The sequence below is a fragment of the Thermosynechococcus sp. genome (genome assembly GCF_025999095.1).
Classification (GTDB): Bacteria; Cyanobacteriota; Cyanobacteriia; order Thermosynechococcales; family Thermosynechococcaceae; genus Thermosynechococcus.
Map to the genome: position 1 here is coordinate 769,521 of NZ_AP024678.1, position 16,120 is coordinate 785,640.

Genomic DNA, 16,120 nt, shown 5'->3' on the forward strand with positions numbered 1-16,120 from the left:
CGGTTCTGTCCCTGGGAAAAGGACTGTATTTGGGGCATCATGATCTCAGCCATGATAAACGCTAGGTGATCAAGGGGTGCAGACACGCGGTTGGCAATGACAATCTACTTTTATCGCGTCAAGGATGCCTACGGCAGTTTTTCCAATTTCTCTCCCCACGGGTTTACCCTAGAGGGCTATTACTGGCCCACAGCAGAGCACTACTACCAAGCCCACAAATTCTTTGGCACTCCCCATGAGGCCTTTGGTCATGCTATTCGCATCGCGCCAACCCCTGAGGCGGCTGCCCAACTAGGCCGCAGTGGTCGCTATCCGGTTCATCCCCAGTGGGATCAGCTCAAACAGGCAGTGATGTGGCGTGCCCTGGTGGCTAAATTTACCACCCATGCCGAGTTGCGGGAACTGCTCTTGGCAACTGTGGATGAAGAATTAGTGGAGGACTCCCCCGTAGATAGCTATTGGGGCTGCGGGGGCGATCGCCAGGGCTCAAACTACCTAGGACGGCTGCTGATGCATCTGCGGCACTGTCTGCGCCAAGGGGCAGATCTCCATGTCTTTACTCCCCTGCAGGATTGCCCCTTTTGTCAGATGCCATGACTTTTGCCTACCACCCAGTGGCGACGGAAAAAACGGGCAAGGCTAGATTCTTTCAGTTGCAGACAGATAGGGCGACCATGGGGGCAGGTGTGGGGTTGATGGCAGCGATACCACTGATCCACCAAGGTTTGCATTTCCGCAAGGGTGAGGGGCGTTCCGTTCCGAATGGCACTGCGACAGGCAACGGCCACCTTAGCGGCGGTAAGATCTGCCACTTGGCTGAGTTCAATGAGGGCCGCCGCCACGTCTTGGCGATCGCGCAAAAGAGCGGGCACACTGCGCACTGCCCAAACCTGTGCGCCAAAGGGGGCGATCGCCAGCCCCCACCCCTGCAAGCGTTGCACTTGTGTTTCCGTGAGAGATTCCAGCAACACCGGCTGCTCTAACTCCACCACCTGCCAATCCGCCTCAATTTGCTCATAGAGTACCCGCTCGTGGGCGATGTGCTGCTCAATCAGCCAAATGTCCTCGGCGTGCTCGGCAATAATGTACCTGTTGTGCAACTGGCCAACCACTTTCAGTGCAGGTAGGGAAGTGGCAGGTCCCTTTGGAGAGAACAGGGTTCGATAGCGAGCCGCAGGTTCAGCCGCCTTGAGCACCTGATAGCCGCTGGCATTATTCAAGGGCGGTGCCGGGCAGGCAAGGAGCTGGCCAATGCGTTCTACCAAGAGGGCTTGCCATTGCTCTGGCTCCCGTAGATAGATCCTGCGCTTTTGGGGCTCTGCTGACCAGTCGATCGCCCCCGGCGGTAAATGGAGATGGGCAATACACAGGGGAAAGCGCTGCCGCGGGAGGCCGCGTCCAAAAGCCTCAAGAATCACCTGCTGCCACGAGGGATCACTGTGCAGTTCCACCCAACGGCCATTCACGGCAACCCCTAACCCATCGGGGCGGGGACGATGGTGGCGATCCGGCGGTGCCAAGACCAGTTCGATCTGGGCATCACTCATTTGGCGTAGATCTTGAGGATGCAGTTGCGGCATCAGTTGCAGCAGGCGATCGCCCAAAGACGCCACCGCCGGCCAGTGACACCACTGTTTGCCATCCTTAAGGAGATACCAAGCCACCTGCGGGAAACAGAGGGCGATTTGCTGAAGCCGCTGCTGTACCTGTTTTGGATTTGCTCCCTGCTGACGTTGGGGCCAGTCCTGAAAAATGTGCTCAGCAATCACATGGGTCCCCACGGCCATTCCTAGAGGACGCTGGCTGCGCACTTGGCCGTGGGCATCATAACTCACTCGCCAACCGCTCTCGGCCTCGCGATGGCGACTGCAAATCGTTAACTGGGCCATTTGTGCCAAACTGTGGAGGGTTTGGCCGCGAAATCCCAAGGTGGTGATGTCGGCTAATTTCCCACTGGCGGGTAACTTGCTGCTGGTGTAGGGGAGGGCTACTTGAGGGAGATCTGCCCAGCGAATTCCTTCGCCATTGTCTGTAACCTCAAGGTGCCATGCTGAAGGGCGCCAGTGCAGGTGGATGCGACTTGCGCCAGCATCCAGGGCATTTTCCACCAGTTCTTGAACAACCGTGGCCAGGGAGTCGAGGGTTTCAGCAGCCGCGATCGCCCGCTGCATTTCAAGCGGCAACGGGACAACCGTCAGGCCATCATTCATGGCAGCCATTCTTGGACAAGGTCAAAAATTTGGTGGGCCAGAATTAACTTTGGTACCTTGGCAAGATGGCGCGATCGCCCCTGCCGATCCAGCACTACCGCAGCGTTTTCCACGGTGCCAAAACCACAATCCGCTTGATCTACGGCATTGGCAACAATCACATCCAAACCCTTGCGTTTTAGCTTTTCCTGGGCAGGCGTGCGAATATCCCCCGTTTGGGCGGCAAAACCAATCAGACGTTGGTGGGGCTGACGCCTTTGAGCCAGCGCTTGCAAAATATCGGGCACCGGACTCAGGGGTAAGGCCGTAGGCAACTCCGATTTAGGCAGCTTTCCCGACCACTGCTGCGCCGGGCGGACATCGCCAACGGCAGCAGCCATCACCAACCAATCTGCCTCTGGCCACACCTCTAGGATGGCCTTGAACATTGCTTCGCCGCTCATTGCTTCAATAGCGCGTACCTGCGCTGGGAGCGGCTCGGCGATCGCCCCATGGATCAACGTGACCCTTGCCCCGCGATGAAGGGCTGCCCTGGCCAGAGCGATCCCCATTTTGCCCGTTGCCGGATTACCGATGAAACGCACGGCATCCCAATATTCCCGGGTGCCCCCGGCGGTAATCAACAGATGCTTCCCCGCTAAGTCTCGCTTGCCGTGGGTATAGGCCAAAGAATCTAAATAGGCAATGATTTCCTGCGTCTGCGCCATTCGCCCCACACCGACACTGTCACAGGCCAAGCGGCCATAGGCCGGGGGTAAGCAATGATAACGGGGCTGTTGTTGTAGTTGTTGCCAATGGGCTTGTACTGTCGGTTGCTCCCACATTGTGGTGTTCATAGCCGGTGCCACCAAGATTGGCATTTGGGAGGCCAGCACCGTACTGGTCAGTAGGTTGTCCGCCAAGCCCAGCACCAATTTTGCCAAGGTATTCGCTGTCAGGGGAGCAATTAACATCAGGGTTGCCCTTTCCGCCAGCTCAATATGCAGTGGTCGTGGCGCTTGGGGATGCCAAAAATCCGCATCCGTAAGCACCGATCGCCGGCACAGGGTTGAAAGGGTCAAAGGGGTAATGAACTGCGAAGCAGTCTCCGAAAGGATAGCGGAAACCTGCCACCCTGCTTTCACCTGCGTGGAGATCACATCGCAGATTTTATAGGCAGCAATGCCCCCCCCCACCCCCACCAGCAAATGGGGAACTGTTCTAGGACTCGTCAAAGGCCTCTAAATCCAAAAGATACAGATAGGGCTCCACCAGCTCTGGTCGGTGAAACGCAATAGCACGCAGGAGGTGCCAGTCTTCGAGGGCGGCAAAGGGGGTGTCGTAGTCATCCTCCTCAAGCCGCCGTGCCAAGGCAGCCACAGCTTCGGGGGTGAGGTGGTCAATATACTCTGGAGAATAGTGGTGCGTTGCTGGCATAACCCCTCCTCCCTGACGCCCAGGGCGTAAGCCTTTTATCCATTCCCATTATAGAGCGGTGCGGAAATCCCTATTTCCTTCAGGGGATATATGTAGTGTCACTGTTGCATCGAGGGGTGTCCTGCCGCAGCCAGAAACGGCCGTTGGCTGCGATAAAAAGCAAAGCTAGGGCACACTAGGGAATCCAGCAGCTCATCGCCAGTTTCATGCTAGTTCCTTGCCTTGGGAGAGCGATCCCCTCCCTGCTAGGGGGAGCCCAGACCCTGTAGCTGTAAATGTTCTTAAAAAATATTGTTAATAAAAATATGTTGTTAAATCTTGTTGAATTCATGCCTGCTCGCAATGACGTTCGCCAAGCTGTAGAACGTGCCAATGGTGGATTAACCTGCATCGCGCCGATCAGTTCAGGTATGGTGGTCCTGTGGGCCAAGCCCCCTACGTGGCTAATGCCGACGGTTCCTACACGCTTTGGTTTGTGGGCTATGGGGTGACAGGTGGTGTGACTGAGGCCGTGCCCAGTGCTGAAATAGCAGCTACGGTGACTCGCGGTGGCCACACCACCATTGGCTACAACGGCCTAGTCTGCAACTAACTGACCAAACCATCGCCCTTGGCCAAGAACTCCTTGAGGAACCAGCGATGTTTTTGGTGAGTTTGCACCAAGCGGGTGTAGAGATCGGCAGTACCAATATCACCGGCCTCAGTGGCGATTTCGGCATCTTGGTGCATCTCAGTAATGATCAGTTCATGGTTGGCGATCGCCTCCTCAATCATTTGCTTGACCGTAAGTTGGCCACTGGAGGGGTTGACTGTTGCTACTTTTAGGTAATCTGCTGGGTCTGCCACGGGTTGGCCATCCAGCATGAGGCTCCGCTCAGCCAGTTCATCAATCATGGCAAAAACCTCTGACCCCTGTTCTTCAAAAAGCAGGTGTAAATCCCGGAACAGAGGGCCATAGGTCAACCAATGGTACTTTTTGTAGTTCAAATACATGACCACTGCATTGGCCTGTTCCCGTTTTAGCGTGGTCAGCACTTGCTCTTTCAGCGTTGTGGTTGTACTCATAGCAGTCTCCTTTGACAGTCATTGAACTGTCCTGTCTTACTTAATCATACTCATAATGAGTACGCTTTAGCAATCCCTCAGGGTGCTACTGCCATTCTATTGACATTAAGATGAAGGTGGTTCTGTGCTGCTTAACAATGCGAGGACAAGCAGCATAACAATGAACTCAATAATTTAGTTTTTTAGCTACTCCTATGGATGCTTCCGCCAATCGCCCCGAGACCTACGTTCCCCACTTAAACTCGCCAACTCGCTTTGGCGAACAGCAGCTGGGGTTTATGCGTCCCAGTGAGCTGATTTTAGCGGCCCCCACACCCCGCTTATTGTTGCACTCAGTTTATATGCAACGTTCAATTGTGTTGGATCAGTTACCTGTTTGGCAAATTGGTCGCAGCAAAGATTGTGATATCGTTTTGCCCGATCGCTGGTGTTCACGGCATCACCTGCGCATAGAACGCCAACCGGATCACCGTTATTCCTTGACAGATCTGAACAGTATGAACGGCACATTTGTGGGGAATCACCGCCTCAGTGCTCCCCACATCCTCCGGCATGGCGATCGCATTTCCGCTGGTGAGTCAGAGCTAGAATACATTGACCTGCGGGATGTGGCAAGTCCTCCCCCCTACACCAATGACTCCCATGGGAGCAAAGGTCAAGTGACGGTGTTGATGACCCATTCTTCCCGTACCCAAGGGGAAATGTGGCGGGAATTATTGAACTCCCAAGGTATTTCAACGATTTGGGCAACTTCCCACTTTGAGTTAGAAAAAATCATTGCCCATCTGGAGTCCCTCAACTGCAACATCAACCTCTTGCTCTTGGATTTGGGAATGCCCAAAACTAATCCCTACGATTTTTGCCGGCAGTATCGCCAGCGCTATCCACAAATGAATGTCATTCTCCTCAGTGGCATGCGTACCCGTGTCCATGAATCGGAGTGCAAGTGGGCGGTCAATCAAGGCGCCATGGCACTCTTTGGGGGGTTGCCCCGCGAAAATATGTTTGGGGAGCTCACGAGCATTACAGAGCGATTGCAAACCATCGCCAAAGCCCTGGGGTGGACCTATTTCAATCCCGAAGCCCTCACCAATACCCTCTTGAAATTGCAAAATGCTGTGGATACAGAGATATCGGGGATTGTCCCCTAGAACCGCTGCACGGATGAGTGAGCAGTGCTACAGTCAGTGGAAGTAGTGTTTTCAGCAGATGGCGAACATTGGTTGTCACAACGTCACAAATTAGTGCCCTTGATAAATCCCTAGGGCGTCTGGAGTGGCCACGTCTATGTCAGCAGTTGGCAACGTTTGCTTCGACAAAGCGGGGTATGCGTCAGCTTCAAGGGGGAGACCTCCTAGGGGGTACCCAAGCGGCCAGTCAAGTGCTGTTGGCGCAAACTGCCGAGGTGATTGCCCTAGAAACGGTACACCAAGTGCGCTTAGATTTCAGCCAAGTCACGGATATTGAACCTGCCCTGGCGCGACTGGATCATCAGGGCTGTTTACAAGGCACGGAATTGCTGGCGATCGCCCACCTGTTGAGTGCTGCGCGGCAGCAGCGGCGTCAAATTGAGGAGCACGCGCAACTCAGTGAGCTCCAACAACTGGTGGCGGGTGTCCGCACCTATCCTGAGGTGACGCAGGAAATCTACCGCTGCATTACCGATCAAGGGCAAGTGAGCGATCGCGCCAGTCCTGAGTTGGCGCAAATTCGCCAGCAGCAACGGCAATGCCGCGCCCAGATCCAGCAGCAGCTTCAGCAGATTCTGCAGCAGCGAGCAGGGGCGATTCAAGAGGCAGTGGTTACCCAACGGCGCGATCGCTATGTGTTGGCGGTCAAAGCTACCCACAAAGATCAGATTCCGGGCATTGTCCACGATCTCTCCGCCAGTGGAGCCACCCTCTACATTGAGCCCCAGGAAACCATTGACCTGCAAAACCGCCTGCAACAACTGACCCATCAAGAAGCGGAGGCAGAACGTGCCATCTGTCAGGCCCTCTCCGAACAGTTAGCTCGCATCAATGATGATCTTTGGTATGTCTTTGATGTCGTTACAGCGCTGGATATGGCCGTTGCTCGTGCCCACTACAGTCTCTGGTTGCAGGGGAATCCACCACAGTTTGTGGGTGAGACGCGCTTGCACCTAAAGGCATTGCGGCACCCCCTTTTGGTTTGGCAACAGCACCATGAACAGGGGCAGCCAGTGGTTCCCATTGATATTGAATTACAGCCAGCCACAAAGGTGGTGACCATTACAGGCCCGAATACAGGCGGAAAAACGGCAACCCTAAAAACATTGGGATTGGCTGCCCTCATGGCCAAGGCGGGGTTGTATGTGCCGGCGGCAGCCCCCGTAGAGTTGCCTTGGTTTACAGGCATTTGGGCAGACATTGGTGATGAGCAGTCCCTTACCCAAAACCTGTCCACCTTTTCTAGCCATATCTGCAATATCCGCGATATTCTCACGGAGCTGGAGGTCGCAGGCGGCAATACACTGGTGCTTCTGGATGAAGTGGGGGCAGGCACGGATCCCAGTGAAGGCACCGCCCTGGCGATCGCCCTGTTACGCTATCTGGCAGAGCACGCCAGTCTCACCTTTGCCACCACCCACTATGGTGAGCTCAAGGCCCTCAAGTACCAAGACAGGCGCTTTGAAAATGCCGCCGTTGAGTTTGACGAGAAAAGCCTTGCGCCCACCTATCGCTTGTTGTGGGGCATGCCGGGACAATCCAATGCCCTGGCGATCGCCGAGCGGTTGGGGCTATATCCCAGCATTGTTGAGGCGGCCAAGGCCCTTCTCAGCAGAGATAGCAACAGTGTCAATGAGATGATCAGGGGGCTAGTGGCTCAGCGCCAGGATCAAGAGGCCAAAACCACAGCGGCAGCGACCCTGCTGCGCGATACCGAAGCCCTCTACCAGGAAATCGCCACAAAGGCGCAGGAACTACGACAGCGCCAGCAGCAGTTGCGTCAGCAACAGGAGGAACAGGTACGCACTGCCCTCCATCAAGCTCAGCAGGAAATTGCCAAAATCATTGCCCAACTGCAACGCGCCAACAGTCCGGAACAGGTACAAGCCGCTCAAACTGCCTTGGCGCAGATTGAAAAAACCTACCTACCACCCCCCCCGCCCGCTGGCTTTATTCCTCAACCGGGCGATCGCGTGCGTCTACCCCAATGGCAACAGGTGGGTGAAGTCCTCAGTGTCAGCCAGCAGGGGGATATTGTCGTCCAAGTGGGTTCCGTGAAATTTACTGTGCCACCCCACGCGGTCGAGTCCCTTAAGGGGGAACCCGTACACCCGCCGTCTAAGCCCAAGCCTAGCCCAGCTCCCTCGCCGCCAACTGCCCGCACCACAGCACCGGCCATCCGCACCGAGAGCCGTACCCTGGATCTGCGGGGCAAGCGTACCCATGAGGCGGAACCTCTCCTCGAGGAATTCCTCAACCGCCAGCAGGGAACTGTTTGGATCATCCACGGCCACGGCAGTGGTGCTCTACGCCGGTTTGTGCATCAATTTTTAGATCAGCACCCCAGCGTTCAAAGCTATCACCTTGCGCCCCCTGAGGAGGGGGGCCGGGGGGTAACAATTGTGCAGTTATAGGAAAAAGACCCATGCAGCAGCGAATTAGGGATATTCTTCACCAAGGTCAAGTGGGCGATCGCGTCACCGTCAAAGGCTGGGTGCGTACCAAACGCGACCTCAAGGAATGCACCTTTGTCAACCTTAACGATGGCTCAACCCTAGCGGGATTGCAGGTGGTCATTCCCAACACCCTTGCCGCTGCCACCCCGACTATCAAAGACCTGACCACTGGTGCCGCAGCGGAATTCACAGGCGAGCTGGTGCGCTCCCCTGGCAAAAACCAAGCCATTGAACTCCATGCCCAGGAGATTCACCTGTGGGGCAGTGCCGATCCAGAAACCTATCCCCTGCAAAAGAAACGCCACAGTTTTGAATTTCTACGCACCATTGGTCATCTGCGACCACGAACCAATACCCTAGGCGCTGTGATGCGAGTGCGCAATGCCTGTGCCACGGCCATTCACCAGTTCTTTCAGGAGCGGGGCTTCCTCTGGGTGCATACCCCCATCATTACCGCCAGTGACTGCGAAGGGGCTGGGGAACTCTTTACTGTCACCACACTGGATTTAACCCAGCCGCCCAAAACCCCAGAGGGGCAGATTGACTTCAGTCAAGACTTTTTTGGCCGTCGTGCCTACCTCACCGTCAGTGGCCAACTAGAGGCAGAAATTATGGCCACAGCCTTTACCAACGTCTATACCTTTGGCCCCACCTTCCGCGCTGAAAACTCCAACACCTCGCGCCACCTTGCCGAGTTTTGGATGGTAGAGCCAGAAATGGCCTTCTGTGACCTCAGGGGGGATATGGAACTAGCGGAGGCCTTTTTGCAGTTTGTCTTTCGCTATGTCCTTGACCACTGCCCAGAGGATATGGCCTTCTTTCAGGAGCGGATTGATAATAGCGTCATGGCAACTGCCGAACAGATGGCCACTCAACCCTTTGCCCGCCTCAGCTACAGTGAAGCCATTCAAGTCCTTGAAAAGAGTGGCCGTGCCTTTGAGTTCCCGGTGGCTTGGGGGCTAGACCTGCAATCGGAGCATGAGCGCTATCTTGCTGAGGCATACTGCCGCCGCCCCGTAATTGTCTATGATTATCCCGCTGCCATCAAAGCCTTCTATATGCGCCTCAATGACGATGGCAAAACCGTGGCGGCAATGGATGTCCTCGCACCCAAAATTGGCGAGATTATTGGGGGTTCCCAGCGAGAAGAACGCTTTGATGTGTTGCAGGAGCGAATTGTGGCCCAAGGGCTAGACCCAGCCACCTACTGGTGGTACTTGGATTTGCGTCGCTATGGCAGTGTGCCCCACGCCGGCTTTGGCCTTGGGTTTGAGCGGCTAGTACAGTTTATGACGGGCATGGACAATATCCGCGATGTCATTCCCTTTCCACGGACGCCGGGCAATGCCGAGTTCTAGCCCAGGCGTGGCGGTTCGCCAAAGAGGATAATTGAGGTTTGCAGCTTTCGGAGGACTTGGGTGGTGATGTCACTCACTGCCAGTCCACCCGCTGTGCCGCGCCGAATCGAACGCATTAAAACCAAGTCATAGAGTGCTGCTTCTTCGAGGATGGCCCTGGCAATATCACTACTGGCAACGGTTTTAATGTGCACGTCAAGGGGACTTGCTCCCTTCGCTTCCTGTAAAATCTGGCGCAAATCCTCCTCAAACTGCGCCATTTGTTCATAGGGCGTGTTGGGCAGGGCCACGTGCAGCAGCATTACCTTTGCTTGGCTGGCACTGCCAAGGGCTTGGGCAAAACTAATAATCCGTAGAGTTTTTGGGCTGAGATCTCGGGTCGGCACCAAAATTGAACGGATATTCTCCGGATCATCCAATAGGCGAGTAATGGCCACAGGACAGGGGCTTGACCAGAGGACACGGTCAATGATGCTGCCAAAAAGCTGGGCGCGCCAACTACTCGTTTCTGGCCAGCCCAAGACAATGAGACTCGCCTCCTGTTCACGACTAAAGCGACTAATCCCGAGGGCAATATCTTCATCAATACGGATGGCAGTGGTTGTCTCGACGCTGTAGGGTGCGGCCAGTTCCGCAGCGCGGCGCAGCAGTTTGCGAGAGCGACGGAGCTTGGTATCGAGGTGGGGATCATTCATGTGCACTTGGCAAGGGATAATCGCAACTGCCACAACTCGCCCCGCCTCATGATGGGCCAACAGTGCCGCCAATTCCATAAGCGGGCGTTGGGTTTGGGGATTGTGGATGGGGACGACGACGGTAAAGGTGTGGGGCTGGGGATCCTCGTGGCCATCCCACCACGTTGCCAGTTCCTCAATCTCCGCCTGCTCGGGCTGCGGAATTGGCAGCCGACTGGCAGTGCGTGCCGTAACCAGCGGGCCAAGAATTGAGGTGACCACCATTAGCACCAGCACGCTGTTGAGAATGTCTTGGGTGAGAATCCCCTCCTGGAAGCCGACTAGGGTTGCCGCTAAGGTGGCCGCCACCTGAGGCAAAGACAACGACCACATTGTCAACATTTCCATTGAAGTGTAGCGATACCAGCGGGCAGCCAGCCAAGCCGCAATGAACTTGCTGCCAATAAGACCGATGACAATTGCAACCGTAATGCCAATGGAGGTGAGGGTCTTGACAAAGGCAGGAATGTCAATCAGCAGCCCCATGTCCACAAAAAAGCAGGGAATAAAGAGGACGCCCCCGATAAACTCAACCTTTTCCTTGACGGGACTGTCCTCGAGAACATCATTGACGGCTAAACCGGCTAAAAAGGCACCGACAATCTGCTCGATGCCAATGATTTCGGCACCGATGGAAGTAACCAATAATGTCAAAAGAATGAAAAGGAATTGCTTCCCCTGAGCATCCCCCGATCGCCGGAAAAACTGCTTACCAATGCGGTCAACCCCCCACAGAACCAGAAAGCAATACAGACCCAGGGCAATGAATTGGTTGAGGAGAGTCAGCACCGTGAATTCACCACGGTTAATGCCCACGCAGATGGCCAGCACCACCAGCGCTGCGGTATCGGTAAAAATGGTTGCGCCAATCGTAATGGTCACGGCTTCATTGTGCACAACCCCCAACTGCCGCACAATTGGATAGGCCAAGAGGGTATGGGAAGCCAGCAGTGAGCCAATGAGAAGCGAGCCATTCCAATCAAAACCAAACCAGTGGCCAATGGTGAATCCGGTCGCCAGGGGGACAATGAAGGTTAAAGCCCCGAACAACAAAGAGCGATCGCGAGTTCTGCGAAAATGACTCAGATCAATTTCTAGCCCCGCCACAAACATTAAATAGACTTTGCCAATGCCTGAGAGAAGTTTGATGGTGTCGCTGTCGTGTTCTAGCAACTGTAGTCCATTCGGCCCAAGCAGCACACCCGCCAGCAGTAGGCCCACAAGCCCCGGTAAGCGCAGCCGCTCAAACACCGGCGGAATGGTTAAAATGACCGCCAATAGAACCATAAAAATAAAAACGGGGCTACTCGTGTTCATGGCCGCAATCTACAGGTGACTTTAATGCCGGTGCCTTTAAGGATACACAGTACCTACTGAGCCTGAAAATAACGGCCAATGGTTTCCACGTCCTTATCGCCCCGACCAGAGCAGTTAATGACAATGCGGGGCTGCCCCGTCAATTGAGGGCATAGGGTTTCCAGATAGGCTAAGGCATGGGCAGTTTCAAGGGCAGGGAGAATCCCCTCTAACTGAGCTAGGCGCACACAGGCAGCCACCGCCTCAGCATCGGTGACACTGTAGTATTCTGCCCGACCAATGTCCTTGAGGTAGCTATGCTCTGGCCCCACCCCTGGATAGTCTAAACCAGCGCTGATGGAGTGGGCCTCAACCACCTGACCATCGGCATCCTGCAATAGATAGCTCATAGCGCCGTGGAGCACCCCCACTTCCCCTTTGGTGAGGGTGGCGGCATGGTGACCGGTGTCCAGCCCTTGCCCGGCAGCTTCAACACCAATTAAGCGCACTTGGGGTTCCTCAATAAACTCATGGAAAAGTCCCATCGCATTGGAGCCACCGCCAACACAGGCAAGGAGAATATCCGGCAGCCCGCCCCATTTCTCAAGACACTGCTGGCGGGTTTCAGCCCCAATGACGGCGTGGAATTCCCGTACTAGCATTGGGTAGGGATGGGGGCCTGCCACTGAACCCAAGATGTAATGGGTGGTTTCAACATTGGTCACCCAATCGCGAATTGCTTCTGAGGTGGCATCTTTGAGGGTCCCTGTGCCAGCACTGACGGGGGCCACTTCTGCTCCCAATAGACGCATCCGCAACACATTTAACCGCTGCCGCTCCATATCCTGCACCCCCATATAAATCACACATTGGAGGCCAAAGCGGGCACACACCGTTGCTGTGGCTACGCCATGCTGACCGGCACCTGTTTCAGCAATAATGCGCTGTTTGCCCATGCGTTTTGCCAGGAGAACTTGCCCGAGGGCGTTATTGATTTTGTGGGCACCTGTATGGTTGAGGTCTTCCCGCTTCAGATAGATTTGGGGCTGGGCTTGATCATGGGCATAGTGGGCGCTGAGACGTTCGGCAAAGTAGAGGGGACTCGGGCGACCCACATAGTCTTGCAGGAGTTGCTGTAATTCGGCTTGAAAGTCAGGATCTTGGCGGTAGTGGGCAAAGGCTGCCTCCAATTCACTGAGGGCGGGCATCAGCGTTTCAGGAACATATTTGCCCCCAAAGCGACCAAAGCGACCGCGGGAATCGGGGCGAGCAGCGGCACTGAGGGCAGTAGAGGGGGCAACAGTCATGGGCAAATTTCTTTCTTCATTAAGGATTCCTTACGCTATTGTGCCACGTTACGGCCGGCAACGGTGGGTGGTGCCCAAGGGATTGAGCCACTCTAATAGGCAGGCTTCAAGAACTTGCATTTCGGGAAAGAGGCTTTGCTTGATCCACTGGCCGACGGCATCCAAGGGAGAAAATTCGGCACCGACTTGCCACTTAAGGCCTTGGCTAAGGGGGGTGAGGTGATTCCCCGGTAGCTTGAGGGCAGTGACCATGTCGCCAAATTTGGCTCTGAGGAGACTGCGCAGGCGCGCCGTTTGGTCAATGTCGTCATCCTGGAAGCGAATCAGGAGGTTGCGGCGCACAGAATAGCGCTCTTGAATAAGTGTTTCGGTTTCGGTGGGGCTGGGGCTGAATTCAACACCGCTGGGGGTCAGGTTTTCCATCCAAGGAATGGATTGACTGGCGGGGTAGTTGTTGAAGGCCATAAACATATTCCCAGCCCGATCGCCATCGTAGAGGCTATTGATCAACAGGTGGAGCTTGCAGCCCATACTGTGCCCTAGACCATAGATGGGCAGTCCTGGCGGATAGCCTTGGCGGTACACCAACCAATCAAGGGCATAGTCGAGTTTATTGAGGATGTCGAGGGCGATCGCCCTATGATCAAAGGTATTCACAAAGGGGGTGGCAATAATGCCATAGCCAGCCTCCCCTAGGTGCTCAAGCAGCCGCCGATAGGTCAATTGCGGTGCCGCTGCTACAAAGGCTCCCCCCAAAAAGTGAACCCACCCCAATGGGCGCTGGGGAATACACAGCCAGTTGCCGCGAACCTCGTGCCACTCCAAAATCCAATCACTCCAAAAATGCCTAACTGACTGTAATCTAGCGAATACGGGAAATACAGTGGTACAGGACACGTGATGATTGCAACGGTGATTGGGATAGGCGCAGCCGCCCTAGGATCACTAGCCCTTTTGGGGGCGATCGCCCTGGAATGGCGGTATCGCCAGCGGCCGGCCCATCCCCTAGAAGTGATCCGTGCTACTTGGAATCTAGAAATCTACGAGCCAACCCACTACCGTTTTGTTGGGCTCCTGGGGTTGAGCAATCCCCACCGTGGCCTTGAGGTGATGGTGCCACAGTTGCGGGCAGAGGTGGTGTTGCTATCTGATGGCAGCGTGGCGGGCATTGAAACGAATGTGCAGGTTATCCCCCGCCACCCGGAGCCTGAGTTCCCGCCCCGTGCCGATGGCTATTGGTTTGCCTATATTGTCAAGTCCACAAAGCAGACAAATGTCGAGATTTGCGTGGATTTGCAGGGAATTGGTGTGAGTGAGGTCAAGGCGGCTTGGGTCAAGATTCACTACGTTGCCTATGGCCCCCATGGTCGCTTCCTGAAAACCCATCATGAATTTATCCCCCTAAAGTTTCCGGCCAAGGGAGATACGGGTGTGTGGCGGCAGGCAGAGGGGGCTCAGGTGCTACCCATTCGCACCCATTTACTGACGCCCTTGGATACTCTCCCCGAGGTGCTCAATCGCTACGTCATGCCCCATGCCCAACCGGGAGATATTGTTGCCATTGGTGAAACCCCCATTGCCATCATTCAAGGCCGTCTTAAGGATCCAGCCCAACTGCGCCCCGGCTGGGTAGCAACGCGGGTCTGTCAATTCTTTCTACCCACCTCCAGTTTGGCCACAGCCTGTGGCATGCAAGCCCTCGTTGAGGAGGTGGGGGAGTTGCGGGTGCTGTTGGCCTTTATTGGGGGAGCGATCGCCAAAATCTTTGGCCACAAGGGCGGTTTCTATCAATTGGCTGGTGAACAAGCTCGCCTCATTGACGATGTCACCGGCACGCTGCCCCCCTACGACCAATTTATTGTCATGGGACCTGCCAACCCCCAAGCCATAGTGGATGATCTGGCGGCCCAAACCGGCCTTGGCGTCGCCATTGTTGATGTCAATGATCTAGGAGCAGTCAAGGTTCTGGCCGCAAGCAAAGGGGTTTCCCATGAACTGCTGATCAAAGCCTTAAGGAAAAATCCCGCCGGCAATGCCGATGAGCAAACTCCCCTTGTGCTAATTCGGCCTTCTCAGTGAAGTTGTTGCTATTAGTTTGGCTGGGAAAGGCTCCCAGCACCACCTGGTCACCTTGTCTCCTTTCTCCCTGTCGGTTTCTATTTTGTTTTTGTCAAACTTTAGCTCCGCGGCTGTCTGGGGGGCAATCCCTCTCCAAAACTGGTTTTCAGAAAATTCAAGCACTTCCAAATCTGTTAGAAATGCCCCTAAGGCGGATAGTCTCTGGGTGAGGTAAAATCCCTCAAATATTTGAATCCAGAGGTGCTTGCATTGTCAGCCAATGGAAAATCTGAAGACCAGCGATCGCTACAGCCGAATGGCCAAAGCAATGACCCCAAAGGCAATGAGGAGCACGCCGCTGACTCTGGTGATCCAACTCGACCACTGCCGCAGGGCCAGTAGCTTTTGGAGGGCACCACTAAAGGTACCCACCACGATCAGGGGCACGACGTAACCGGTTGTGTAGGCCAAGAGCAAACCTGCCCCCACCCAGAGCTGTTGGGTTGTGGCTACCCACGCCAACAGCGTTGCCAACACTGGTGTGCTGCAGGGGGCAGCAACTATGCCAAAGGTGGCCCCTAGGGTATAGGACTGTAAGCGCGCAGGGACGCGATCCGGCAGTTCCTCTAGGAAGCGACTGCGGGGAAAGCTGAGGGGCAAGGCCTCGAGCAAATTCAACCCCATGAGAATGGCCACCAAACTAACCACAAGGGTTAACCCCCAGCCCACCTGACCGTAGATGCGCCCGGCCAAGGCCGCTGTCATCCCCAATACCGTTAAGGTGGTGGCAAGACCCAAGGCAAACCAAAGGGACTGGCGCAACACGGAGCCCTGTTGCTTGCTGGCATAGCCGGCGATATACCCCACCGTAATCGGCAGCATGGAGAGGGTACAGGGGGTCAGACTGGTGAGCAGTCCCGCCCAAAAGACGATACCGACACTGATCACCGTCAGATCACGGAGTTGACCGGTCACCCACTGGTTGGCCCACTGTTCCAGTTGGTAGAGTCCTAGGCTGAGGCTGGCCATG

The 16,120-nt window shown here is 55.3% G+C and carries 14 protein-coding genes; 6 read left to right on the forward strand and 8 right to left on the reverse strand.

The features are described 5' to 3' along the window. The first annotated feature begins 96 nt into the window (after window positions 1-96). Complete coding sequence (locus Q0W94_RS03750; protein ID WP_297761321.1) at window positions 97-597, forward strand: NADAR family protein; 501 nt, start codon at window positions 97-99, stop codon at window positions 595-597. On the opposite strand, the gene mutL is transcribed toward Q0W94_RS03750, so the two are convergent. The 3 genes from mutL to Q0W94_RS03765 are packed head-to-tail and all read right to left on the reverse strand — an operon-like array spanning window position 585 to window position 3,626. Continuing rightward, entirely contained in the window at window positions 585-2,210 is a 1,626-nt protein-coding gene (mutL, locus tag Q0W94_RS03755) for a DNA mismatch repair endonuclease MutL (RefSeq protein ID WP_297761324.1), read from the reverse strand. The two genes, Q0W94_RS03750 and mutL, sit on opposite strands and share 13 nt — an antisense overlap. Continuing rightward, on the reverse strand, window positions 2,207-3,424 hold the full coding sequence (gene coaBC / locus Q0W94_RS03760; RefSeq protein WP_297761328.1) for a bifunctional phosphopantothenoylcysteine decarboxylase/phosphopantothenate--cysteine ligase CoaBC: 1,218 nt from the start codon (window positions 3,422-3,424) through the stop codon (window positions 2,207-2,209). The genes mutL and coaBC overlap by 4 nt, the downstream gene beginning before the upstream one ends. Then, entirely contained in the window at window positions 3,411-3,626 is a 216-nt protein-coding gene (locus tag Q0W94_RS03765; protein WP_297761331.1) for a DUF2555 domain-containing protein, read from the reverse strand. The genes coaBC and Q0W94_RS03765 overlap by 14 nt, the downstream gene beginning before the upstream one ends. Window positions 3,627-4,047: 421 nt before the next feature. On the opposite strand from Q0W94_RS03765, the gene Q0W94_RS03770 reads away from it, so the two are divergent. After that, window positions 4,048-4,218 (forward strand): hypothetical protein, encoded by a 171-nt coding sequence (locus Q0W94_RS03770; RefSeq protein WP_297761334.1) that lies wholly within the window; start codon window positions 4,048-4,050, stop codon window positions 4,216-4,218. Here Q0W94_RS03770 and Q0W94_RS03775 read toward each other — a convergent pair. Beyond that, on the reverse strand, window positions 4,215-4,691 hold the full coding sequence (locus tag Q0W94_RS03775; protein ID WP_297761336.1) for a Dps family protein: 477 nt from the start codon (window positions 4,689-4,691) through the stop codon (window positions 4,215-4,217). The two genes, Q0W94_RS03770 and Q0W94_RS03775, sit on opposite strands and share 4 nt — an antisense overlap. Before the next feature lie 194 nt (window positions 4,692-4,885). Between Q0W94_RS03775 and Q0W94_RS03780 the strand changes: the two genes are divergently transcribed. From Q0W94_RS03780 to asnS, 3 genes are all read left to right on the forward strand, one after another. Next, window positions 4,886-5,842 carry an FHA domain-containing protein gene (locus tag Q0W94_RS03780; protein ID WP_297761339.1) on the forward strand — a complete coding sequence of 319 codons (957 nt, stop codon included), beginning with the start codon at window positions 4,886-4,888 and terminating at the stop codon, window positions 5,840-5,842. Window positions 5,843-5,910: 68 nt separating this feature from the next. Continuing rightward, the gene (locus Q0W94_RS03785) at window positions 5,911-8,295 is read left to right on the forward strand and encodes an endonuclease MutS2 (protein ID WP_297761342.1); all 2,385 of its coding nucleotides are present in this window, start codon (window positions 5,911-5,913) and stop codon (window positions 8,293-8,295) included. 11 nt (window positions 8,296-8,306) lie between these two features. Next, a complete protein-coding gene (asnS, locus tag Q0W94_RS03790; RefSeq protein ID WP_297761345.1) occupies window positions 8,307-9,695 on the forward strand; it encodes an asparagine--tRNA ligase in 1,389 nt (462 codons plus the stop codon). Here the strand turns inward: asnS and Q0W94_RS03795 are convergent. Genes Q0W94_RS03795 through Q0W94_RS03805 form a run of 3 tightly spaced genes read right to left on the reverse strand, consistent with a single transcriptional unit; the run spans window position 9,692 to window position 13,857 of the window. After that, entirely contained in the window at window positions 9,692-11,746 is a 2,055-nt protein-coding gene (locus Q0W94_RS03795) for a cation:proton antiporter (RefSeq protein WP_297761347.1), read from the reverse strand. The genes asnS and Q0W94_RS03795 overlap by 4 nt on opposite strands. A 53-nt stretch (window positions 11,747-11,799) precedes the next feature. Further along, entirely contained in the window at window positions 11,800-13,032 is a 1,233-nt protein-coding gene (gene trpB, locus Q0W94_RS03800; protein ID WP_297761350.1) for a tryptophan synthase subunit beta, read from the reverse strand. A gap of 48 nt (window positions 13,033-13,080) precedes the next feature. Next, a complete protein-coding gene (locus tag Q0W94_RS03805; protein ID WP_297761353.1) occupies window positions 13,081-13,857 on the reverse strand; it encodes a DUF1350 family protein in 777 nt (258 codons plus the stop codon). 75 nt (window positions 13,858-13,932) lie between these two features. Here Q0W94_RS03805 and Q0W94_RS03810 point away from each other — a divergent pair, with 75 nt between their 5' ends. After that, window positions 13,933-15,111, forward strand: coding sequence for a F420-0:Gamma-glutamyl ligase (locus Q0W94_RS03810; protein ID WP_297762351.1), 1,179 nt, complete (start codon window positions 13,933-13,935; stop codon window positions 15,109-15,111). Window positions 15,112-15,396: 285 nt separating this feature from the next. On the opposite strand, the gene Q0W94_RS03815 is transcribed toward Q0W94_RS03810, so the two are convergent. Next, window positions 15,397-16,119: a cytochrome c biogenesis protein CcdA gene (locus Q0W94_RS03815; RefSeq protein ID WP_297761356.1), complete on the reverse strand. Its 723-nt coding sequence runs from the start codon at window positions 16,117-16,119 to the stop codon at window positions 15,397-15,399. Between the last annotated feature and the right edge of the window lies 1 nt (window position 16,120).